Origin of the sequence: Sphingomonas sp. PSPC2-2 (assembly GCF_049897725.1) — a bacterium.
Lineage (GTDB): Bacteria > Pseudomonadota > Alphaproteobacteria > Sphingomonadales > Sphingomonadaceae > Sphingomonas.
In genome coordinates, this window is sequence record NZ_JAFCWU010000002.1 from 253,645 (window position 1) to 275,880 (window position 22,236).

The window sequence follows — 22,236 nt, forward strand, 5'->3', positions numbered from 1 at the left end:
GATTCGGACAGCTTTGCGGCAAGGCGCGCGCACCTTAGTGTTCGGAGGAATGCGCGTGCCCTCGCTGTCTTGGTCCACCACGCCGCATTGGCGCAATTACCACCACACGCAGGATCGGCTGCAGGTCGAAACTGCGGCGTTGATTCCGGGGCCTGGGCCGAGCGAGGCCATCCCGGCGCTGCGCAAGACCGCCGAATTGTTGGGCGCGGTGCTGGGGCATGCGGCGCAAAAGCGTGCACCGGTCAATGTGCTCGGTTCGGCCTGGTCGTTCAGCGACATTACCAAGGGGCCGGGCGGGCTGGCACAGACGACGCTGGCGCAACATATCTGGCGTGTCGATCCTGCGGATCTCGGTGCGGCGGCGGTGCACCGCGACCGCATGGTGCTGGCGCATGCGGGGACGACGATCCATGATCTGAATGCCTTTCTGGAACCCTCCCTCTCGTTGGCCACCTCGGGCGCGCATGACGGGCAAACGGTGGGGGGGATGCTGGGCACGGGCGTGCACGGTTCGGCGCTCAGCTATGGCGGTTTCCAAAATCACATTCGCGGGGTGCATATCGTAACGGGCCCGGGCGAATCGTGGTGGATCGAGCGCGGTCCGGTGCCTTGGCTCGCGGCGGCAACGGCGCGGACGCTGGCCAATCATGTTGTGCTGGAGGCTGACCTGTTCGAGGCGACGCTGGTCCATCTCGGTGGGCTCGGCGTCGTCAATGCCGTGCTGCTGGAGGCAGTGCCGGGCTTCGTCGTCGATCTGGTACGGGTAAAGCACCCGCTGACAGCCGCAGCGATCGCGCAATTGCAGGCGGGCGATTATGCGGGCTTCGCGCGCGAGGTGTGGCCGCCAAGCCGGGAAACGCCTTATTATATCGAGGTCATTCTCGATCCCTTTCACCCCTATGCCGGCTATCGGGGTGACGCCCACGATGCACTGGTGACGCTGTTCTACAAGCGCGAACCGAATCGCGTGGTCGCCCGGCTGGCGGCGCTGCCCGATGTTCCGCACGAACCGACCCATGAACCGCTCAACCTGCTCGGCCGGGCGCTCGCGGCGCAGCCCGAACAGGATTTGCTGCTGCCCTTGCCGCAGGCGGTGGCGTGGCTGGTCGCACAGGAGTTCAAGCCCGAGCCGGCACCGGGCGTGGCCCCCCGCCAATTGACCTGGGGCGGGGCCAATGGCCCGCATGTCCGCCAGAAAATCCTCGGATGGGAAATCGAACTGTACAATGCCGCTTATGCGATCGAGCGAGCACATTTAAGCACGACGCTGAAAACCATGCTGGATGCGTTCCATACCCATGGCGGCGGGCACCAGGTGTTCACGCTGCGCTTCGTCACCAAGGCTGCCGGGCTGATGGCCTTTACCCGTTTCGACGACACGGTGGTGATCAACATGGATGGGCTTCGCACCCTTAACAGCGCCGATGCCGCGCGGTGCGTGGCGCTGGCGCTGGAGCGCGAGGGCATCCCCTTCAGCCAGCATTGGGGCAAGCAGGGTGTCATCACCAGCACCCGGGTGATGCGCGACTTCGGGATGCCGAGCGACCCCCGCTCGCGCGCCGGGCGTTGGCGGGCGGCGCGTTATCGGCTGCTCTCGCCCGAGATGCGGGGCGTTGTGTGCAGCGATGCCTTGTCGGCCTGGGGCCTGGCATAGCGATCCAGCGCGGTGTCGAGCACCGCACGCATCCGCGGATCGCGAATGATCGCATCGATGCTGCGCGTGCCGCCCAGCGCACGCAGGCGGATGGCGTAGGGAGCCGCCTCCTGCTCCTCGCCGTTGAGGGTAAACGCCACAACCAGCGCGGCGAGGGTGACCGGGGCGTGCGGGAGATATTGCACAGCCTCGCGCAAGGCGGTCCGTGCGCGCGCGACTTCGCCACAGGCGAGCAGGCCGAGTCCTATTCCGGTCAACGCTTGCGGCCGCACTGCCGAACGCGGGTTCATCCGCAGCGCCTGCTCGAAGCGCGTGATCGCCCGCGCCGGCTTGGCACGCGCAATGTCGACCCACCCGCCCCAGAACAGGCTGGCCCCCGATGCCGGGTGAATCTCGAGCGCCCGCTCGATCAATTGATCGGCGATGTCGATGTCTCCGCCAATGCCGACCAGCGTTCCCGCCGCATAGCCGAGCACGAACGGATCATCGTCGCCGTAGCGCAGGCAATGTTCATAGTGAGCGAGGGCCGCCGCCCGCGTCGCCGCAGGATCGTCCGCCCAGCCGAAGGCGAAGGTGATCGAATGGCAAAAGGCGGCAAGGGCGCTCGCCCAGGCATTGTTCGGCTCCAGCACCAGCACTTGCCCGGCCAGCGCGATCGCCTCCTCCATCGGGGCCCGTTCCCACTGACGGAACAGCGCATTGGCCCGCCAATAGAGATGATAGGCATCGGCGGTCGTTACCGGTTGTGCTGCGGCCCGCGTGCGCTCGGCGATCTCGACCGAGGAGTCGATTTGTTGCGCGACCGTCGCCGCGATCTCGGCCTGCACGTCGAACAGGGCGTGCAGCGCCGTATCGAAGTGCTGGGTCCAGATCTGTTCGCGCACCACACCATCGGTCAGGCGCACCTGAATGCGGATGGTCCCGCTTTCCCGCTGCACGCTGCCTTCGAGCAGATAGCGCACGCCCAGTTCGCGGCAAAGCGGGCCGTGATCCAGTGGGCGTTCCACGCGCGGGCCGGCCAGCACCACGAACAGCGTCGAGAACCGCGAAAGCGCATCCCCGATTTCGTCCGTAAAGGCGGTGGCAAGCGCGATATCGTCGGGGGCGCTGGACCGGGTGCTGAACCCGATCACCCCGACCGACGGCTTGCGGGACGAGGGAGCGAAACCGTTGGCCAGCCCGGACGTGGCGGGTGCTTGTGCGCTTTGCGCCGATACCGGCGTATCGGATAGCGCGACTCGCTCCCACGCTTGCACGTGCACATGGTCAATCAGCGTGCGGACATGCTGGCGCTGTTCGCGGAGCCAATCCTCGAATCCGTCCTCGCCAGGCAAATCGAGGCCTTCCAGCAATTCTCCGGGATCGGCGAGGGCGGGGGTACGCACATTGGTGACGTCGGTGTGAAGTTCGCGCACATCGACATCGATCCGGTCGAGGTCCAGCCGAACTTTTACGGAGTCCGCGGAAAGGAGCGGTGGCTCACCGGCTCCATTGATCGCCAGCCGCAAATTGGACAGTTCTCGGCGCAAGCTGGCGCGGGCTTGATCGGGATCGCGGCCGCCCCACAGTTGCGCTTGCAGCCAGGCGCGCGAGCGTTCGCCCGAGCGCGCCAGGGCAATCAGGGCGAGCAAGGCAATGCCCTTGCGGCTGGTGATCTGCAGGCGGGTGCCGTCAGGCGCGAACAGCCCAAACGCACCGAGCAACCGCAAGCGATGCGGTGTCCTGTTCTCCATGACCCTGTTCCCCGCGTCGCGCTTTCCGCCTCGCCCCCGCGACGGCTTTCACGTTTTTCGGACTCCAGTAAAACATCGTGCGTAGGTCGCGTCTATCGGCAAGTGCGAAATGGGTCCGAAACGGTTTGGGGGCATGCCATGCTGAAGGTTCGCGCAATGCTGGTCGCGACGATCGCGCTGGCGCTTGGCGGCTGCGCCACGCGGGGCGCTCTCCATATCGATTGCCCGCAATTCACCAAATATATCATAAAGATGCCGCGTTCGCAGCTCGTCGAAGATATCCAGGCAGATGCCGGCGCGGGGGGGCTCCAGGTTCAAGCGCTGGCGGCCGACCCGCGCGCCCGCTTTTCGCTTGAGGCAAGCCTTGCCGCAGGCGCGCGCAACGCGATGCGGCCGAAAGCGCTGCGCGTGCCGGAGGCGGCGATCGCCGCGCCGCCGGGAGATGCCGTGCTGCTGCTGTCGGGCGGCGGGCAATGGGGGGCGTTCGGCGTCGGCTTTCTAGACCGGTTGCGCAGCGCCCATCCCGATCAGTTTCCCCGCGCCCGCACCATTACCGGGGTCAGCACTGGCGGATTGCAGGCGCTGTTTCTTGCGGTCGGCACCGATCAGGCGTTTGCCGCGCTGCGCCAGGCCTATGCGCCGGGCAGCGAGAGCGATATCGTAAATCGCAACCCGCAATGGCAGGCGGTGATTACGGGGTCGATCGCGGGGCTTGCTCCCCTGAAACGCAAGGTGCTCGCCGCTTTGTGTGTCGATGGCGACCCGGCAAAGGGCTGCCCGATGATCGATGCGCTGGCCTCCGATGCCAGCGCCGATGCCTTTATCGGCTTCGTCGATGCCGAAAGCGGCGATTTCTATTATGCGCCGATCAAGATGATGGCGCGCACCCTGCCCAAGGCGGAGGCCCAGCAGTGCATCGCTGGCGCGGCGATCGCCTCGGCGGCAATGCCGGTGTTTTTCCAGCAGGTGAAGGTGGGCGACCGCGTCTATTATGACGGGGGTGTGCGGCAATCGGTGTTCGAAACGAGGATAGCTGCCCAGGCTTATGCCGAGGGTCGCGCGGCGGCGGTGATGGCGCAGTCGTTGGGCATGGCAAATCCGCCCGCGCCGCCGATGCTGTACGTCGCGCGCAACGGGCCGACGGTGCTGACCGACGACGCATCGCCGCAAAAAGGGGCGGATGCGCTGACCAATGCGCTTCGCGCCGAGGCGATCGTGGTCAACCAGTTGGAGGTGCAGTCGATTGCCGATTTGCGGCTGGCCGATCCGACGGGGCCGATCAGGTTGGTGACGGCCGACGGGTTCGATCGGCCGCCGGGCTCGTGCGTCAAGGAACCAAAGGACGCGATGTTTTCGCCAAGCTTCATGGCGTGTCTTACCCGGTTTGGCGCGGCGCGCGCCGATCGGGTGCCGCCGTGGCGCGCCTTGTCGCCGATCGCGCCGGGCGCGGAGCCGAGCGCAGTGCGCCTCAGCCCACTCTCAGTCCGTTGACGCGTTTCGTTACAATTTCTCAATCTCGAAATTGACGCGAACTTGCAACGAAACTGTCATGGCTAATCCATAGCGCATCCCTCACCGGGACGGACACCGAGTTGGGGAAACAAAAATCATGTCGATTCGCACCGAGGCGCACACGCGCCTGCTCGGCGTAAGCGCGTTTGCGCTTGCCGCCTCGTTTTGCGCCACCGCCGCTGCTGCCGAAACCGCGCCCGCCGTTGCGGCGGAGCAGCGGGCCGAACCCGCCCCCAAGACGGATATCGCCGAAGGCTCCGACATTGTCGTCACCGCGACCAAGGCCAATGAGCTCGCCCCGGTCACGGCATCGCTGAAGACGACGCAGCCACAGGCGATCGTGTCGCGCTCGTTCATCGAGGATTCGCTGCCCGCTACGGTCGACTTCAACCAGATCGCGCTGATCACGCCGAGTGTTTCCAATTTCGGCGGCAATAACGGCATCGGCCTGTCCGAATCCAAGGCGCAGCTCCGCGGCTTCCAGGATGGCGAATATAACGTCACCTATGATGGCGTACCGTTCGGCGACACCAACGACCCGACGCACCATTCGACCACGTTCTTCCCGTCGAACACGATCGAAACGCTGATCGTCGATCGCGGCCCCGGCAACGCCAGCAATCTCGGCCAGGCGACTTTCGGCGGCACCTTCAACCTGTTCAGCCGCGCAACGCGCGACGACTTTGGCGGCCAGATCGTCGGCAGCTATGGCAGCTTCAACACCTATCTTGCGCGGGGCCTGTTGCAGACCGGCACCTTTGCCAATGGCGCGCAGGCGGTGTTCAGCGGTCAGTACGTCCATAGTGACGGACGTACGAGCTATTCGAAGTACCAGAATTACAATCTGTTCGGCAAAGTTGTCGTCCCGGTTGGGCCGGACGTGAAGCTGACCTTCATCGCGACCTATAACAAGAACCGCTTCAACCAGGCCGACAGCGACGGCTCGACACTGTATCAACAGTCGCTTTATGGTAAATATTACGGGTTGAACAACGATCCGAAGTCCTCCCAATATTATGGTTACAATCATACCGATAAGACGACGGATTTCGAAATCATCAAGCTGGAAGCGAACCTCGCGCCCGGAGCAGTGTTCGAGAACCGCACGTATACTTATTATTATGACAACGAGACGCTCTCGGCCAATGACGTGACGACCGTTCCGGGCACGGTCTACAATACGATCGCATCGGACGGTAAAACCAAGATTGTCGGTGACATTCCGGGCTACACCAAGACCAACAAATATCGGGTCTTTGGCGATATCGCCAAGGTGCGGATCGATCTCGCATCGTTCGCCACGATCACGGCCGGCGCATGGCTCGAATTCAGCCACACCTATCGCCAGCAGACCGACGTCGATCTCAATACCGGCGGCTTCAACTATGTCGAAAAAGCGGTCATCGCACCGGCTACGGGTCTCAACCCGGGGGCGGCGACACCGCTCTACGTGAAGTTCGACCAGAAATCGCGCGGCAATCATACCGAGGAATTCGTCGAGCTTGAGTTGCGCCCGATCGAGGGGCTGAAAATCACGCCTGGCTTCAAGCATGTTGATTTCGGCCGCAAGATCGACGCGCTGTACAATCAAACGACGCGCTATGCGCAGCGCAATTCCAATGACTACACCGCCGATTTGCCGTTCGTGACGATCAATTATCAGCCGACCAGCAATTTTTCGATTTATGGCCAATATGCCAAGGGCTTCCTCGCTCCGCCGCTGAGTCAGCTCTACGTTGCCAACACAACGTTCTCGAATGCGGTGCCGCAGAAGTCGACCAACTATCAGGCGGGCGCGGTGTACCACGGCGGCCATCTGTCGCTCGACGCCGATGTCTATGTCATCAACTTCACCAACAAATTCTACAGCTATACCGATACGTCGGGTCAAGGGCTCGGCACGATCTTCACCAACATCGGCGGCGCGTTGTACAAGGGCGTCGAGGGGCAGGTGACCTATGCCTTTGGCAACGGCCTCGCCGTGTTCGCCAACGCCTCGCGCAACTATGCCAAAACCACCGTCTATACCGATCCGGTGACGGGCAAGGTCGTCCCGCGCACGATCATCGGCAAGGCCCCGATGTCCACCGCAGCAGGCGGTGTGCTCTACAAGAACGGGCCGATCAAATTCTCGCTGACCGATAAATGGACTGGGCCGCAATATGCGGACCTTGCCAATACCTATCGCATTTCGCCGTACAACACGGTCAATCTGGCCACGAGCTACGATTTCGGGCGCATCCGTGTTGGCGTTGACGTCACCGACCTGCTCAATTCGCAAAAGGTGACGCAGATTGGGACGGGCAAGAACACCGCTGGCATTGGTGTCGTCAGCCCGCTCAACTTCGACCAATATTATTACCAGCCAGGCCGCGCGATCACCGGCCAGATCACCTACACCTTCTGATGAAGCGGGCCCTTCTCGCCGCAGTTGCGCTCTGCGTCGCTGCGGCACCCGCGCCCAAAGTGGTGCCCTTGCTCGAGGCGCGGGATCTCGATCCCGCGCTCGTCCTCCCGCCGCCGCCAGCGGCCAACAGCCTGCAGGCACTGGCCGAACTCGCCGAATTGCGTGCGGCGGGCGCGGCGCGCACGGCTGTCGATGAAGCCGATGCCCGACTCGACGGCGATACCAAGAACGCGACGATCTTCGCGGGCGTGCTTGGCCCCAAATTCGATCTCGACCGGCTGCCCGCGACTGCCGCGCTGCTGGCGCAGGTACGCGCGAGCGAGAAGGCGGCGGTCGATCGCGGAAAGGATCATTTCAAGCGCCCGCGCCCCTATATCGTCGATCCCGCGCTGAAGAGTTGCAAGCGCAATGACGATCCGCTGTCGAGCTATCCGAGCGGGCATACCTCGATGGCGTTTTCGATGGGTGAAACGCTGGCGCGACTGGTGCCCGAAAAGGCCGACGCGCTGCTGGCGCGTGCCGCACGCTATGGCCAGAGCCGGATCGTGTGCGAACAGCATTTCCGCAGCGATGTGAGCGCGGGGCAAATGCTGGGGGTGCTCATCGCCGAACGCTTGCTGGCGAAGCCGGAATTTCGCGCGGCGTTTGATGCTGCACGCCAGGAACTGGTGACCGCCGGCGTCGCCAAAGGCTAAGCCGCGCTCACGCGTGGCAATCGTAGGGTTACGCGCAAGCCCGGTGCATTGTCGGTGACCGCGACGGTGCCGCCATGCGCGGCCGTCACCGCCGCGACCAGGCTGAGCCCGAGCCCGTTGCCGGGCGTAGTGCGGCTGGCCTCCCCACGCGCGAAACGGTTGAGGATACGGGCATGGTCGCCGGGCGGCACTCCCGGCCCGGTATCGGCGACCGATACCGTCGCGGCGTGCGCGTCGCCGCCGAGCGAGACGGTCACCTGCGTGCGGGCCGGTGTGTGCAACAACGCGTTGTCGAGCAGGTTGATCAGGGCTTGCGCTATCAATTCGCGGTCGCCCAACACTTTGATGCCGGGTGCGATTGACCAGCAGAGGGTGCGCCCGCCATCGGCAAAGGCCGGCGCATAACTTTCGGCGATTTCGGTCACCAGCAGCGTCAGGTCGGTCACGACGAAGCCGCGCGCCAGCGCACCGCCCTCGACCTCGGCTATGCGCAGCAGGGCGGCGAACAGCGCCAGCACGGCATCGCCCTGTTCGATCGCGCGTTCCGCCGCCCCCTCAACCCGGCCGACCTGTTCGAGCTGGTTGCGCAGGCGCAGCAATGGCGTGCGCAGGTCATGTGCCACGTCGCTGGATACCTGGCGCAGATTGTCCATCAACTGCCCGATCCGGTCGAGCATGGTGTTGAGCGCTGATCCAACGGCATCGAATTCGTCGCGACGCTGGGAGATCGGCACGCGCTGTGCCATGTCCCCCGCCATGATGGCGCGCGCGACGCCGCTAATGCCATCGAGCCGCCGCTGGAGATAGCCGCCGAGCAACAAGGCGCCGATGACGCTAAGGCCGATGACCAGAACGAACGCACCGCCGAAGATCAGCACGATAGTGCGATCGATTCCGTCCATGCTCTCGCTGTCGCGCGCCACGACCAGGCGGAAGCCGCCGGTCAGATCGGTAGCATAGGCACGCGCGCGATCGGCCCCCTCGACCGGATCGACAAACACGATGTCCTGCAGTCCGGCTGGCGGCTTTCGGGCGTTCAAGCCGCCACCGACGCGGTGGCCGTTCCGATCGAACATCGCATAGCCATAAACGTTGATGGTGTTGCCGCCTTCGCGTCTGGCGATGGCGCGACGGATTTCGGGTAAGTCGCCTTCATTGAATTCATGCGCGAGAGCGGTCGCTTCGTCGACCAACGCGGCGTCCTGCTGGCGGCGAAATTGCGCGTCTGCGGCAATGTAAATCGCGATGCCGAGCAGCAGGATGGCAAGGGTGAACGCCGTCGAATAGGTAAAGGCAATACGATACGCCGCGCTTGCCTTGGCTCTACGCATCGGCGCGCATCCGATAGCCGGAGCCGCGGATCGTCTCGATCGGATCGTCACCGCCGAAGCCCTCGCGCAGTTTCGTGCGCAGGCGGCTGAGGTGGCTTTCCACGATGTTGGTTTGTGGATCGAAATGAAAACCCCACACGCGCTCCAGAAACATCGTTCGCGTGACCACGCGCCCCGCATGGCGCATCAACTGTTCGAGCAGGGCAAATTCGCGCGGCTGGAGATGTACCGGCTTGCCGCACCGCGTTACCTCGCGCCGCAGCAGATCGAGCGCGATTTCGCCAACCTCGATCCGCGTCGCCTGCTCGGGGCCGGGCACGCGTCGTGCGAGCGCATTGAGCCTGGCGGCGAGTTCGACAAAGGCGAAGGGCTTGACCAGATAATCGTCGGCTCCGGCATCGAGCCCGTCGACGCGGTCGGCAATGCCACCCAGCGCGGTCAGCACCAATACCGGGACCCGGTTCGGGATGGCGCGCAAGTCGCGAAGCACTTCCAGCCCGTCCAGGCCTGGTAACATCCGGTCCAGGATCACTGCGTCGAAGGTGGCATCGCTCGCCGCCTGCAATGCCAGGGGCCCGGTTGCGACCTGCGTCACTTTGTGACCGAGCGCAGTCAGTCCCTCGGCGATAAAGCGCGCGGTCTCGGTGTCGTCTTCGGCGAGCAAAATGTGCATGCGGGCTCTTTAATACGAAGCCTCCGACAAAGCGCTTGTGAAATGCCAATGTGCGTTACCGCATATGCGCTTTGCGAGGGGGTCGCGATTCTTCAATATTTTAATAATTACGTGTCGTCGCAATGAATGTAAACAATAATAAAGAATGATAAACATTATGTAATAAATTGTGACTTTGACGTAACCGAGGAGACATTGATTGTCCGATGCGGCCATTTCTTGTTGATGTGACAATGAGATTCAGATGACGTTCGTGAAATCCGAATTTGTCATTCGGAGTTCAACCCGATTTGTCTGGATTTGCCCATGCGCATCACCCTCATTGCAAAACTTCTTTCTACCACCTTGGCGGTGGTCACGCCCGCGTTCGCCCAAGCTCAAAGCACAAGTTCCGAGACGGCGGCGAATACGGATCAGGCGATCGCTGCCGACGCCCCGGTCGATATTGTCGTCACCGGGTCGCGCATTGCTCGCCCGGAACTCCAGCAGGCATCGCCCATCTCGGTCATTTCCAGCCAGGAGATCGCGCTGAGCGGCCAGATCAACGTTGAGAACATCTTGAAGGATCTGCCGCAGTTTGTTCCGAGCACCACGGCTGCCTCGAACAATCCCGGTGGCGGCGTGACCACGGCCGACCTGCGTGGACTGGGCGCGACGCGCACCTTGGTGCTCGTCAATGGGCGACGCTATATTTCCTACGACGCCAGCCAGATCGTCGATCTAAACACCATCCCGACCGGGCTGATCGAGCGGGTCGATCTTGTTACCGGGGGACGTTCAGCGGTCTATGGGTCGGACGCGGTCTCGGGTGTGGTTAATTTCCTCCTCAAGCAAAATTTCTCGGGCGTCCAGGCCAACGCCAATTATCGGATTACCGGCCAGGGCGATGGTGGGACGGCCGACGTCAATCTGCTGCTCGGACACAATTTCGATGGCGGTCGCGGCAACGTGACGCTGTACGTCGATTACACAAAGCGTAACCCGATTTTGCAGAGCGATCGCGGCTATTCGAATCAGGCCATGGTCGATGATGGGGCGGGCGGCCTTTCCGCAGGGGGGTCGGGTTCGATTCCCGGCACACGCTTTGCCATTGGCGGCGTCAGCCGCAAGTTCAATACCGACGGCAGCTATTCGACCTATAGCTCCAAGACCGACGCGTACAATTATGCGCCGTACAACTATCTGCAGGTGCCGCAGGAGCGTTTTCTCACCAGCGGCCAGGCGCATTATGACGTGAGCGACCACCTGACGCTCTATGCCGAGGGTCAGTACATCCACAACAAGGTGAAGAACCAGCTCGCACCGACGCCGTTCACCGGATCGGTACAGATCGACAATGATTCGTCGTTCCTCTCATCCTCTTCGCAAGCGTTGCTGAAGGCGGCGGACACCGATGGCGATGGTTATACGACGGCGACGATCTATCGCCGCATGACCGAGGTGGGCGATCGCATTTCGAGCGACGACAACACCGCCTATCGCGGCGTGTTCGGTGCCAAAGGCGAGATTACCGGCAACTGGAAATATGACGCCTATTTTAGCTATTCGCACACCCGTCAGGTCGAAACGCAGACCGGCAACATATCGCGCAAGCGTGTGTTGCAGGCGCTGAAGACCACCTATGATTCGTCGGGCAATTTGGTCTGTTCGGATACCAGCAACGGCTGCGTCCCGCTCAACATTTATGGCGCGGGCAATATCAGCAGCGCGGCCGCAGCCTTCATTTCGATCGACACGCGCAACGTCAGCGAAATCACCGAGAAGGTGGCGAGCGCGGCGATTACCAACGACAATCTGTTCGACCTTGGCGCAGGCCCGGCGGGGATTGCGATCGGTACCGAATATCGCGACGAATATGGCAGCTACAATCCCGATGCAGCGCTGTCGTCGGGGGACGTGGTCGGGTTTAACGGCAGCCAGGGCTTGTCGGGCGGATACAACGTCAAAGAGCTATACGGTGAAATCGAAGTGCCGCTGCTGGCGGACAAGCCGTTCATCCACAGCCTGGTTGCCAATGGCGCGTATCGCTATTCCTATTATTCCACCGCAGCCAAATCGGTGAGCACCTTCTCGGGCGGGCTCGTCTGGTCGCCGATCCGCGACATCAGCCTGCGCGGGCAGTTTTCGCGCGCGGTGCGGGCACCGACCGTGGCCAATCTGTATAGCGGCACCTCCCAGGATTTCCCGACCGCAACCGACCCGTGCACGCTAAAGGCCGCGATCGAGAACGCCAACCTCAAGGCAAGCTGCCTGGCGACGGGCGTTGGGGCCAGCGCGCTCGGAACGGATTTCAACAACGGATCGCAGATCGACTCGGTCACCGGCGGCAACAGCAATCTGCGCGAGGAAACGGCCAATACCTATACGGTCGGCGCGGTGCTGCAGCCGCGCTTCCTGAAGCGCTTCTCGCTGACCGTCGATTATTATCGCATCAACATCGCGAACTATATCTCCACCCCGGGCACGGCGAACATCATCACGGCTTGCTACGGCAATGCCGGGAACGGCTATGTCGCGTATAACAGTTCCTATTGTTCGCTGCTGCCGCGTGATGCCAACAGCTATGCGATCACGGGCGCGGTCAACCTGCTGGCCAATACCGGCGGGGCGAAGACGCGCGGGATCGATTTTGAGGCGCGCTATTCGGTGCCGCTCAAGATCGGCGCGGAGAATAGCAGCCTGTCGTTCCGCTTGAGCGGCACGCGTCTGCTGGCGTTCGACATCAATCCGGTGGCGTCGCTGCCCGATCTCAACGTCAGCTGCGCGGGCAAGTTCGGCGTCAATTGCGGCGACCCTTACGCGAAATGGCGTCTATCGGCGCGCACGACGCTCACCTCGGGGCCGGTGACGTTCTCGGTGCTCTATCGCTATCTGTCGCCAGTGGATGATGACTCGGGAAGCTATTCGGTCGATCACATCAAGGCCTATCATTATGTCGATACGACGCTGTCGTTCGACGTGATGAAGAAGTTCACCTGGACGCTGGGCGTTAACAACCTGTTCGATCGCCAGCCGCCGATCCTGGGCAGCAATCAGCAGCAGGCGAACACCTATCCGTCGACCTATGACCCGTATGGCCGGGCGTTCTTCACCGGCGTGTCGCTGAAGTTCTGAGGCAACGGACCGGAGCGTCTGTGACGGGCGCTCCGGTTTGGTATTGCGGCTTTAGAATTGGCCGCCGACGTTGAAGGTGAGCAGCTTGGTATCGTCGCCGCTTTGCTTGAGGAGCGCCTTGGCGAGATCGATGCGGAGCGGGCCGAACGGGGAATTCCAGTTGACGCCAATGCCGATCGAGACGCGCGGCTTGGGGCTGTTGCCGGCATAGCTCTCGCGATAGGCGCTCAACGCATAGGTATAAGGCGTACCGGTATTGGTGGTGGTCGTGTTGCCGCTCGAATCGAGGTACAGCAACGCGCCGCTGCTATTGGTATATTGCCGGGTCGAGGTGGTGCAGGCGACACCGGCGATGATCGCGGCGGCGCAACTGTCGGCCAGCGTCGGGGTCTTTACGCCACCGAACACCGCGCCGATATCGGCATAGATGGACGGACGCAGGCCCATTTCGCGCATCCCCGCGCCAAGCGGCAGTTCGAGTTCGAGGCGTCCGCGATAATAGGTGTCGCCGCCAAGCGCTTCGGAGGTGTTGTTGCTGGCTGCGGTCAGCGTCGCGGGGACGGTCGACGTGTCATAATATTGGCGGATGACACGCGGCCCGACCCCGCGAATGTCGAAGCCGCGCAATTGCGGGTCGCCCAGGAAGAAGCGGTCGGTCAGCCGCACATCCTGCCCGATGCCCATGATATGGCCGCCTTCGGCCTGCGCGTTGAGCACGAAGCCCGAGCCCAGCCCCCAATATTTCGCCGCGACGATGGTCGACCGCAGATAGCGCGTGTCGCCGCCCACCCCGGCAAAGTCCTGGCTGATCGACAGGCGCGAGCCCTTGGTCGGGTGGAGGCGGTTGTTGAGGCTGTCGAAAATGAACGAATAGCCGATCGAGGATGTCCAGCGATTGCCGATCGCGTCGCAGAGATAGGAACCCGCCAGCGCGACGTCGCAGACGCCGTTGGTGTAATAGGTCGCCTGGTCGAGCGACACTTGCTCGTAGCTAAGGCCATAGCGGGCCGACGCGGTCCAATATTCGTTGAGCGGGAGCCCTGCGCGGATCTGAAACCCGGTCGATACCTGCTTGTACGTGGTCGTCGTGCTGTCGCCGATCGTGTTGTACGACCGATAGTCGCGCCGGAAGATGTCGCCGCCGAGCGCGATGTTGGTGTTGAACAGATACGGTTCGGTAAAGCCCAGTTCGACCGATTTGGAATAGGTCGAGTAACTCACGCTCGCGCGCAACTCCTGGCCCTTGCCGCGAAAATTGCGTTGCGTGATCGACGCCTGGATGATGAACTTCTCAAGGCTCGAATAGCCCGCCGACAGCGACAGCTCGCCGGTCGATTTTTCCTGCAGGTCGGCGGTCAGCACGACCCGATCAGGCGCGGAGCCCTCGGTCTGCTTGATCTCGAACTTGTCCTGGAAATAGCCGAGCGAATTGATGCGATCCTGCGAACGCTTGACCTGGAAATTGCTGAAGGCGTCGCCTTCGGCCAGCCGGATCTCGCGTCGGATGATCTTGTCCTGCGTCTGGGTGTTGCCGTTGATATCGACGCGTTCGACGAAGGTGCGCTTGGCCTCGGCGATGTGGAAATTGATCCCCATCGTCAGCGTGTCCTTGTCGCGCTGGAAATCGGGATTGACGTCGGCAAATGCGTAGCCGAGCGCACCGGCTGCGGCGCTAAGCGAGTCCACCGCGGTTTCGACGCGCTTTGCGTTATACCACTCGCCCTTGGTGATGCCGAGGTTGGCGGCGACACGCTTGTTATCGAAGTCGCGAATGTCGCTGTCGACGGTCACATCCCCGAATGTGTAGCGTTTGCCCTCCTCGATCACGTAGGTGATGATGAAGTCCTTCTTGTCCGGCGTCAGCTCGGCCACCGCAGAGATGACCTTGAAGTCGGCATAGCCCTCGGTCAGGTAAAATTGCCGAAGCTTCTGCTGGTCATAGGCAAGCCGGTCCTGATCGTAGCTGGTGTTGGAACTCAGCATGGTCTTCAGGCGAACGGCCTTGGTTGCCATCTGTTCGCGCAGCTTGCTGTCGGGGAAGATGGTATTGCCGAGGATATTGATCTGGCGGACCTGCGATTTTGGTCCCTCGCTGATTTCGAAGACGAGATCGACGCGGTTCTGGTCGAGCGACACCATCTTGGGTTCGATCACGGCGGCGAAGCGGCCCTGGCGGCGATAGAGCTCGACGATCCGCGCAACATCCTGGCGCACGGCGGTGCGGGTGAAGATCTGGCGCGGGGCGAGTTTTACCTCCTTGGCGATCTTGTCCTCCTTCAACCGTTTGTTGCCCTCGAACAGCACGCGGTTGATGATCGGGTTTTCGCGCACCCGCAGCACGATCGCGCCGGTTTCGGCACCGCTGATCGACACGTCGGCGAACAGGTCGCTGGCGTAGAGGTCCTTGATCGCCTGATCGAGCGTTTCGTTGCTGAAGGCCTGGCCGACCCGCAGCTTGGTGTAGGACAGCACGGTTTCCGCCTCGAACCGCTGTGCGCCCTCGACCTGAAGCGACGCGATCGTGCGCGCTATCGCAGCAGGGTGTGGCGGTGGCGGCGTTTGGAGGGGGGGAGGCGTAACAGCGACGCCAGCGGAAGCTATAACGATCGGGCCAACGCCCAACACAAACAACATCAGTGCATCTCCAACCAGCGGCGGGGCTAGGCAGGGGATGTGTCCGGTGGATGTTCGGATTTTGCCGACACGCGCGCCGATACGTCGGCCGCAAAACATATGGTCGCGCGGCGGCGATCGGCGCGCTTGGCGGGTCGCCGTATGTCAGGGCCGCCAAGTGCGGGACATTTGATGGACATTTGGGGAGCGCACCAGACCGTTGCGCGCTGTCCCCATCCGGCGCGCATGTAGTGAAAGGCTTGCCATGTTTGTTGCCATCAAGAGTCCGCTCGTTCCTCCGCCGCAGCTCCCCGAGCAGCCCCCCTATATCGACAACCCGTTTGCGCCCGAGATTTTCGCGACCGGCTATTCGGGGCTGGCCAACCTCAATGGCGTGATCGTGCTGACGCTGGAAAGCGCGCGTTGCGATCATAGTCGTCCGCAGCCCGCGCTGGAGCGGGTCGTCGTCGGGCGCGTCGCCTTGACCACGACGGCGGCGCTGGAACTCGTGACCGGGCTCAACCAGTTCCTGGAGCAGCAGGGGTTCAGCCCGTCCAAAGTGCTGGCTGACGGGGCGACGTTCCAATGATGCTGCGCGCAATGTTGTTCGTCGCGCAGCATTGGTGGCGTTTGCTGCGCTGAACCGGGGCCTCGCGCGGAGCGGTTGCTCAGACCGGCAGCGTCACCCGCGCGAGCAGCCCGCCGGTCGGTCGGTTCTCGACCTTGGCCTCGCCGCCATGCGCACGGGCCACCGCGCGCACGCTGGCGAGGCCAAGGCCGGTGCCGCCAGTGTCGCGATTGCGCGATCGTTCCGCGCGGAAGAACGGTTCGAACGCGCGGACCAGGTCCGACGGCACCATGCCCGGCCCGTTGTCGCTGACTTCGACGATCGCGACATCGCGCTCGCGGCGCAGCGCGATCTGTGCGCTGCCGCCATAATGCACGGCGTTGGTCACGAGATTGGTGAGCAGCGCCTTTAGCGACGGGGCGTCGCCCTCCATGCTGATCGCTGGTCCCGGCAGGAGCGTAACGTCGCCGCCGCGATCGGCCGCGTCGGTCGCGACACTTTCGGCCAGCGAGCGCAAGTCGAGCCGCTGGCGGCGGACGTGGCGGGTCATTTCGCGGACAAAGGCCATCGCCGCGCCGATCCGCTCGCTCATTTCGCGAATATCGTCTTCCCCGGCGAGGCGGATCGCGTCGGGGGCTTTTTCCAGACGTAGCGACAGCCGCATCAGCGGGGTGCGCAGATCGTGCGCCACTGCAGCGATCAACGTCGTGCGATCCTCGACATAGCGGTTGAGGCGTTCCTGCATCTGGTTGAAGCTCGCCGCCGCTTCGGCGATTTCGGATGGGCCCGACAAGGTGAGCGGTGCGGCGCGGGGATCGCGACCGAGCCGATCGGCGGCCGCCGCGAACAGCGCGATCGGCTTTGCGATCCGGCGCGACATCGCCCAGGCCAGCGGGGCAATGCCGACCGCCGCCAGCACAAACCACAGGACGAAGCGCATGCGCCATGGGCTCAGCATGCGGTCGGTCGGCGTGATCACATGCCAACGACCATCGGGCTGCTGAACATAAACCCTGAAATCGCCGAACAATGCGTCATCCATCGCGCGGTGGCGTCGACGCTCGTCTGCCATGCCCATCGGCGGGGGCGGGTGAAACGCACCGATGATGGTCGGCCCCATCCGTTGATTGGATTGCACGACGACTGCTGTTTCGGGAAGGTGCAGATCGGTCGCGATCAGGTGGCCCAGCGCCAGATCGCGGGCGTCGTGGCTCGGTCCGGGTGGGGTGCCGGTCTCCTCGATCGCCAGGCGCTTGGTCGGATCACGACCGGACTGCGCGACCATCGCGATGCGGCTGGTCGTATAGATGACGGGCGCGGGCGGCGGCATCAGCAGAAACGCACCGAAATTGAGCAACTGGACGAGGATCACCGTCCCCAGCATTAAGCTGAAGATGCGCAGGAACAGCGGCCAGGAGCGCCGCAGGTCGACGGTTCGGTCGGCGGTCATGTGCGGGTCACGCTGGGGACGAAATAATAGCCCTCGTTGCGGATGGTGCGGATGATCTCGTCGTCGCGCGCCCGCAATTTGCGGCGCAGGCGGCTGACCTGCACGTCGATCGCGCGATCATAGGCCTCGCTATCGGGGCCGCGCGCATCCTCCAGCAGCGCATCGCGCGTCAGCACCCGGCGCGGGCGACGGACGAAAGCGCGCAGCACCGAAAATTCGCCGTCGGTCAAATCGACCAGCATGCCGCTGCCGTCGATCAACTCGCGCGCCGCGAAATCGACCCGCCAATCGAGGAAGCGATAGTGGCGCGGTTCTTCGGCGGCACCGTCGCGGGCACGCAGCGCCGCGCGCACCGTCGCCAGCACTTCGCGCGCGCTGCACGGTTTGGTGAGGTAATGGCTGGCCCCGATTTCGAGGCCGAGGATCCGGTCCGGTTCATCGCCGAGGGCGCTGAGAAACACGATCGGGGGGCCGCCGCGCAAGGCGATGCGGCGGCAGGCGGAAATGCCGTCCTCCCCCGGCATCATGATATCGAGCAGGATGAGCGCAATCGGGTGGCGGGCAAGCGCCATGTCCATTTCCTGTGCGCTGGCTGCGGTTTCCACGCGATAGCCGTGCTGGCCGAGGCTTTCGGTCAACAAGTTGCGAATGGCATGGTCGTCATCGACGATCAGCAAAGTTGGCGCGTCGGACGGAGGCGGGGTGGCCGGGGTCATCGCGCGGCGGTGCGACTGCGATGTGTCCGGGATATGTCCGTCAGGGCATGTTCGGGCGGGCGGATGCGCAGCGGCCTCGCTTTGTAACATGGGGGACATGGCCGGAAACAGGGCGGAAAAGAACGCAGCCCATGCGCGGGGCGCAGTTCGTCGCCGCAGCGTGTTCCCTTTCGGAGTTTCTCGACCATGACAGTTAGCGCCAATACTGCAATCTCCAGCACAAGCGGAGCCCGAATCGTCATCGTCGATGACGATCCCGGCGTGCGCGAGCTGCTCACCGAATTTCTCGTCGAAAACGGCTTCGGGGCCGAGGCCGTCGCCAATGGTGCTGCCCTGCGCGACCGGTTGGAGCGGCGCGAATGCGACCTGATTGTGCTCGACATCATGATGCCGGGCGAGGACGGGCTCTCGATCCTGCGCTCGCTGATGCACGATGCCGACGGGCCCGGCATCATCATGCTGTCCGCCATCTCGAGCGAGATCGACCGGATCGTCGCGCTGGAGATGGGGGCCGACGATTATGTCCTGAAACCCTCCACGCCGCGCGAGATCATGGCGCGCATTCGCTCGGTCTTGCGCCGTCGCGCGGGGACGGCGGCACGCGGCGGGGCGATCAGTGTCGGTCATGCAGCCCCCGCGCCGACCGATTGTTTCGCGTTCGCCGGCTGGACCTTCGATTCGCGCCGCCGCAAACTCACCGCGCCGGGCGGAGCAATCGTCGCTGTGACCGAAACCGAATATCGCATGCTCGCCATCTTTCTGCGCGATCCGCAAGTCGTCCACTCGCGCGAAAATCTCGCGGATCTGACCGGACGGGATAATCCCCATTGCAATGACCGCACGATCGACGTCCATGTCAGCCGCTTGCGGCGCAAGCTGTCGGTCAATGGCGGCGACGAGATCATCCGTACGGTGCGCAACCGGGGGTATTTGTTTCTGCCGCGTGTGGAGGCGCGGGTGGCCTGAAGCCAGGCAGATGCGGGGCGGGCCGCACGGTGCGATCCGCCCCGCCGCCGCATCAGAAGCCGAAGTGGATCGAGGCCACGAAGGTGCGCGGCGACCCGAAGGTGTAGCGCGTCGTGCTGGTGGAGTCGGTGCCGGTCGTCAGATTGCTGAAATAGCGTTCGTTGAACAGGTTGGCGACGTTGAGCTGGAAATAGGTCTGCGGCAGCCCAAGCTGTTTCAGCCCGATCCGCGCGTCGAGATCGACCGTGGTGTATCCGGGGGCGATCACGTCGTTGACGTCGGTCGCATAGCGGCGGCCGACATGCTTGACCTGCAGCCCGATTGCGATCGGGTCGAAATCGACTTGCACGCGCCCGCCATATTGCCATTTCGGCGTCTCGACGACGAATTTGCCGGCAGTGTTGGCGGTGACGAGACTGGTGCTCGGGTTGATGACATCGCTTTGCAACCGCGCATCGATGAACGAGCCGAAGCCATAGATCGACAGATGCTGCACGGGGGCGATGCCGATGCTGGCATCCACGCCCTTGCTCTTTACCGCGCCGACGTTGCGATCGGTGGTCAGCGTGCCGCCACCCTCGAGCTCGGTCGTGGTCGAGATGATGCGATTGTCGTAATAGGTGTACCAGCCCGCCACCTGCGCCTGGATCAAGGCGGTGGTGTAGCGCAGGCCAAGGTCGACCGTGTCGGTCTTTTCGGGCTTCACCGCACCGGTCGGTTTGATCTTCACATCGTCAAAGGCATACAGATTGTCGGTGCGCGGTGCCGAAAAACCCTTGGAATAGCTGGCAAAGGTGCTGAGGTGCGGGGTGATCGCGTAGGTCAGGCCGATATTGGGCAGCACCGCATTATAGGTCTTCACCCGGTTGTTGTACGGCAGGCCATAGGTCGCCGTGGTTGCATTGGCGGCTACCTGCGCCGCGGTCTGCGACGTGCAATAGGCATCGCTGGTGCTGCCGGGGATGGTGTAGCAATAATTGGTCAGGTTGCGGCGGAAGAACGGCGCACGCACGCCCAGCGCGACCTTCAGCTTCTCGTTCAGAAACGACCCGCGATATTCGCCCGAAAGCTGATGCAGGATCGCATAAGACAGCCGGTTGCGCTTCTGCAGCACGTTGCCGGCCGCATCGACCACGGCATAATCGCTCACGCCGTCGATCGCGCTGAACACATTATAGGGCTGGCCGGTCGCATCGAGCAGGCTCATTTCGCCGGTCTGGCGATGGCGTGCGCGGTCCCACGTATAGGCGAAGCGCACCGCATTGTCGGCGTCGAACTCGTATCGCAAATTGGCAATCGCGGTGAAGCGCTGCGTCCGCGTGTTCGAGGGCGAATAGACCCGCACATAATCCAGCGTGTCGCCATCGCCGTTAATGTCGACCCCGCTCGCCGTGCCCGCGCCCAAGCGCTGGAACTGATAGCTATAGATACCCGAAGCCGCCGCAGTCCCGCCAGCGTTGGTGGCATTGGCGTTGCTTTCGGCCAGCACCGAAGACCCGCCGCCATTGGCGCGCGTGAAGCTATAGGCACCGTCGAAGGTCAGCGTCAGCTTGGGCGTCAGCGTGATGCGCGAGTTGATCCGCACGTTGCCGGTATTGGACGGGTTGATCGCGGTCGCGGCCACGTTCGAGCAGGCCGATTTGTCGCTCTGGCTGGTGCCGTTGACGCCGCTTGCCGAGGGAAGTGAGCAACTCGCATCGTACAGGAAGGCGGAGGAGGTGTTGTTATACAGCGCGTCATACTGGCTCTTGCTGAGCGACAGCGTGTAGGGGTTGGAGGGGCTGATCGTCGACGGCACGACCGAGGTGCCCAGCACCGAACGGATATTGGACAGCGACGGGTTGCTGTACGAACTGTTGCGATTCTCGTTGTAATGGCCCGCGATCGAGATGAAGTCGCCATTGCTGCCCAGCGGTTGGTACAGTTTCCCGTTGAACTGCTTTTTGTCGAGGCTGCCATAGCCGCGATACTGGTCGTATGTTTCCTTGCTCGCCGAGAACCACGCCTTGGTCCCGAACGCGGTGAATACACCCGTGTTGAACAGGCCGAACACGCGGTTCATGTCATAGGTGCCGTGCGAATAGATCGCGGTTGCGCCCATCTTGTCGGTTGGGGTGAGCGAGCGATAGTTGACCGTGCCGCCCGATGCGCTCGCGGTCGGCGAATCGACATCGGTGGTGCCGAAATTGACGTTGACCTGCTCGATCAATTCGGGGTCGAGCTGCTGGTTTGAATAGATCGCGTAATTGCCGGAATCGTTGAGCGGAATGCCGTCGAAGGTCAGCGACACGCGCGCGCCGTCGAAGCCGCGAATGCGGAGCTGCCCGCCCGACGCACCATAGGGATCGCTATTGGTGAAATTGACGCCGGGGATCTGGTTGATCGTGTCGAGGATCGACTGGCCCGGAACGCGGTGGGCGATGAAGTCCTGCGTCAGCACCGCCTTTGCCTTGGGCGTGTCGGGAATTTCGATGCCGTTAATGCCCGTCGCGCGTTTGCCACTGACGACGATGTCGGTTTCGGCATCGATCGACCCGGTCGATTGGGCTGCTGCGAGCGTCGGCAAGCTGAGCCCCGCCATAGCAGCACTATACATAAGAGCTTTGCGCATTGTCTTCCCTTTTTTGAACTGCGCAGCGGAACGTTGTATCGTTCGCTGTCAATAATTCGGTGAAGAGTTCTTATGAAGGTTAGATAACAATGGCTATTTCGAAGATTTTTATAGAAAGTTATCCGACGGATGGTATTATTATAGACACAGATTGTTTCGTAATGTTACAAGCCTTGTAGAATTTACCGATACG

Annotated in this window: 14 protein-coding genes; 7 read left to right on the forward strand and 7 right to left on the reverse strand. The window is 62.8% G+C overall.

What is annotated here, in order from left to right; all coding sequences use genetic code 11:
- Positions 1-55 precede the first annotated feature (55 nt).
- Entirely contained in the window at positions 56-1,654 is a 1,599-nt protein-coding gene (locus ACP7BY_RS05450) for an FAD-binding protein (protein ID WP_171010496.1), read from the forward strand.
- Here the strand turns inward: ACP7BY_RS05450 and ACP7BY_RS05455 are convergent.
- On the reverse strand, positions 1,582-3,387 hold the full coding sequence (locus tag ACP7BY_RS05455; RefSeq protein WP_171010495.1) for a hypothetical protein: 1,806 nt from the start codon (positions 3,385-3,387) through the stop codon (positions 1,582-1,584). The two genes, ACP7BY_RS05450 and ACP7BY_RS05455, sit on opposite strands and share 73 nt — an antisense overlap.
- A gap of 138 nt (positions 3,388-3,525) precedes the next feature.
- Between ACP7BY_RS05455 and ACP7BY_RS05460 the strand changes: the two genes are divergently transcribed.
- The 3 genes from ACP7BY_RS05460 to ACP7BY_RS05470 all read left to right on the forward strand — a co-directional run bounded on the left by ACP7BY_RS05460 (position 3,526) and on the right by ACP7BY_RS05470 (position 8,001).
- Positions 3,526-4,878, forward strand: coding sequence for a patatin-like phospholipase family protein (locus ACP7BY_RS05460; protein ID WP_171010494.1), 1,353 nt, complete (start codon positions 3,526-3,528; stop codon positions 4,876-4,878).
- A 118-nt stretch (positions 4,879-4,996) separates the two neighbouring features.
- The gene (locus tag ACP7BY_RS05465) at positions 4,997-7,306 is read left to right on the forward strand and encodes a TonB-dependent receptor (RefSeq protein ID WP_033966785.1); all 2,310 of its coding nucleotides are present in this window, start codon (positions 4,997-4,999) and stop codon (positions 7,304-7,306) included.
- On the forward strand, positions 7,306-8,001 hold the full coding sequence (locus ACP7BY_RS05470; protein WP_171010493.1) for a phosphatase PAP2 family protein: 696 nt from the start codon (positions 7,306-7,308) through the stop codon (positions 7,999-8,001). Before ACP7BY_RS05465 ends, ACP7BY_RS05470 begins: the two co-directional genes overlap by 1 nt.
- Here ACP7BY_RS05470 and ACP7BY_RS05475 read toward each other — a convergent pair.
- Together ACP7BY_RS05475 and ACP7BY_RS05480 are read right to left on the reverse strand one after the other, a co-directional pair.
- Positions 7,998-9,332 carry a sensor histidine kinase gene (locus tag ACP7BY_RS05475; RefSeq protein ID WP_033966783.1) on the reverse strand — a complete coding sequence of 445 codons (1,335 nt, stop codon included), beginning with the start codon at positions 9,330-9,332 and terminating at the stop codon, positions 7,998-8,000. The genes ACP7BY_RS05470 and ACP7BY_RS05475 overlap by 4 nt on opposite strands.
- The gene (locus ACP7BY_RS05480) at positions 9,325-10,005 is read right to left on the reverse strand and encodes a response regulator transcription factor (protein WP_033966782.1); all 681 of its coding nucleotides are present in this window, start codon (positions 10,003-10,005) and stop codon (positions 9,325-9,327) included. The genes ACP7BY_RS05475 and ACP7BY_RS05480 overlap by 8 nt, the downstream gene beginning before the upstream one ends.
- 306 nt (positions 10,006-10,311) lie before the next feature.
- Between ACP7BY_RS05480 and ACP7BY_RS05485 the strand changes: the two genes are divergently transcribed.
- The gene (locus ACP7BY_RS05485) at positions 10,312-13,119 is read left to right on the forward strand and encodes a TonB-dependent receptor (RefSeq protein WP_033966781.1); all 2,808 of its coding nucleotides are present in this window, start codon (positions 10,312-10,314) and stop codon (positions 13,117-13,119) included.
- 51 nt (positions 13,120-13,170) lie between these two features.
- On the opposite strand, the gene bamA is transcribed toward ACP7BY_RS05485, so the two are convergent.
- Entirely contained in the window at positions 13,171-15,753 is a 2,583-nt protein-coding gene (gene bamA, locus ACP7BY_RS05490) for an outer membrane protein assembly factor BamA (RefSeq protein WP_171010492.1), read from the reverse strand.
- A 244-nt stretch (positions 15,754-15,997) separates the two neighbouring features.
- On the opposite strand from bamA, the gene ACP7BY_RS05495 reads away from it, so the two are divergent.
- On the forward strand, positions 15,998-16,321 hold the full coding sequence (locus tag ACP7BY_RS05495) for a hypothetical protein (RefSeq protein ID WP_010407883.1): 324 nt from the start codon (positions 15,998-16,000) through the stop codon (positions 16,319-16,321).
- A gap of 79 nt (positions 16,322-16,400) precedes the next feature.
- Here ACP7BY_RS05495 and ACP7BY_RS05500 read toward each other — a convergent pair whose 3' ends face one another.
- The gene (locus ACP7BY_RS05500; protein ID WP_033966780.1) at positions 16,401-17,750 is read right to left on the reverse strand and encodes an ATP-binding protein; all 1,350 of its coding nucleotides are present in this window, start codon (positions 17,748-17,750) and stop codon (positions 16,401-16,403) included.
- A complete protein-coding gene (locus ACP7BY_RS05505) occupies positions 17,747-18,466 on the reverse strand; it encodes a response regulator (RefSeq protein WP_033966777.1) in 720 nt (239 codons plus the stop codon). Before ACP7BY_RS05505 ends, ACP7BY_RS05500 begins: the two co-directional genes overlap by 4 nt.
- 186 nt (positions 18,467-18,652) lie before the next feature.
- Between ACP7BY_RS05505 and ACP7BY_RS05510 the strand changes: the two genes are divergently transcribed.
- On the forward strand, positions 18,653-19,432 hold the full coding sequence (locus tag ACP7BY_RS05510) for a response regulator (RefSeq protein ID WP_010407892.1): 780 nt from the start codon (positions 18,653-18,655) through the stop codon (positions 19,430-19,432).
- Positions 19,433-19,484: 52 nt separating this feature from the next.
- Here ACP7BY_RS05510 and ACP7BY_RS05515 read toward each other — a convergent pair whose 3' ends face one another.
- Positions 19,485-22,043, reverse strand: a complete 2,559-nt coding sequence (locus ACP7BY_RS05515) for a TonB-dependent receptor (protein ID WP_249340825.1) — start codon at positions 22,041-22,043, stop codon at positions 19,485-19,487.
- Positions 22,044-22,236 lie beyond the last annotated feature (193 nt).

Bases quoted from the DNA above. Each gene is read 5' to 3' on its own strand.
- ACP7BY_RS05505 (WP_033966777.1), bottom strand. From the start codon at position 18,466: ATGACCCCGGCCACCCCGCCTCCGTCCGACGCGCCAACTTTGCTGATC.
- bamA (WP_171010492.1), bottom strand. From the start codon at position 15,753: ATGTTGTTTGTGTTGGGCGTTGGCCCGATCGTTATAGCTTCCGCTGGC.
- ACP7BY_RS05510 (WP_010407892.1), top strand. From the start codon at position 18,653: ATGACAGTTAGCGCCAATACTGCAATCTCCAGCACAAGCGGAGCCCGA.
- ACP7BY_RS05455 (WP_171010495.1), bottom strand. From the start codon at position 3,387: ATGGAGAACAGGACACCGCATCGCTTGCGGTTGCTCGGTGCGTTTGGG.
- ACP7BY_RS05500 (WP_033966780.1), bottom strand. From the start codon at position 17,750: ATGACCGCCGACCGAACCGTCGACCTGCGGCGCTCCTGGCCGCTGTTC.
- ACP7BY_RS05515 (WP_249340825.1), bottom strand. From the start codon at position 22,043: ATGCGCAAAGCTCTTATGTATAGTGCTGCTATGGCGGGGCTCAGCTTG.
- ACP7BY_RS05480 (WP_033966782.1), bottom strand. From the start codon at position 10,005: ATGCACATTTTGCTCGCCGAAGACGACACCGAGACCGCGCGCTTTATC.
- ACP7BY_RS05465 (WP_033966785.1), top strand. From the start codon at position 4,997: ATGTCGATTCGCACCGAGGCGCACACGCGCCTGCTCGGCGTAAGCGCG.
- ACP7BY_RS05495 (WP_010407883.1), top strand. From the start codon at position 15,998: ATGTTTGTTGCCATCAAGAGTCCGCTCGTTCCTCCGCCGCAGCTCCCC.
- ACP7BY_RS05485 (WP_033966781.1), top strand. From the start codon at position 10,312: ATGCGCATCACCCTCATTGCAAAACTTCTTTCTACCACCTTGGCGGTG.
- ACP7BY_RS05460 (WP_171010494.1), top strand. From the start codon at position 3,526: ATGCTGAAGGTTCGCGCAATGCTGGTCGCGACGATCGCGCTGGCGCTT.
- ACP7BY_RS05470 (WP_171010493.1), top strand. From the start codon at position 7,306: ATGAAGCGGGCCCTTCTCGCCGCAGTTGCGCTCTGCGTCGCTGCGGCA.
- ACP7BY_RS05475 (WP_033966783.1), bottom strand. From the start codon at position 9,332: ATGCGTAGAGCCAAGGCAAGCGCGGCGTATCGTATTGCCTTTACCTAT.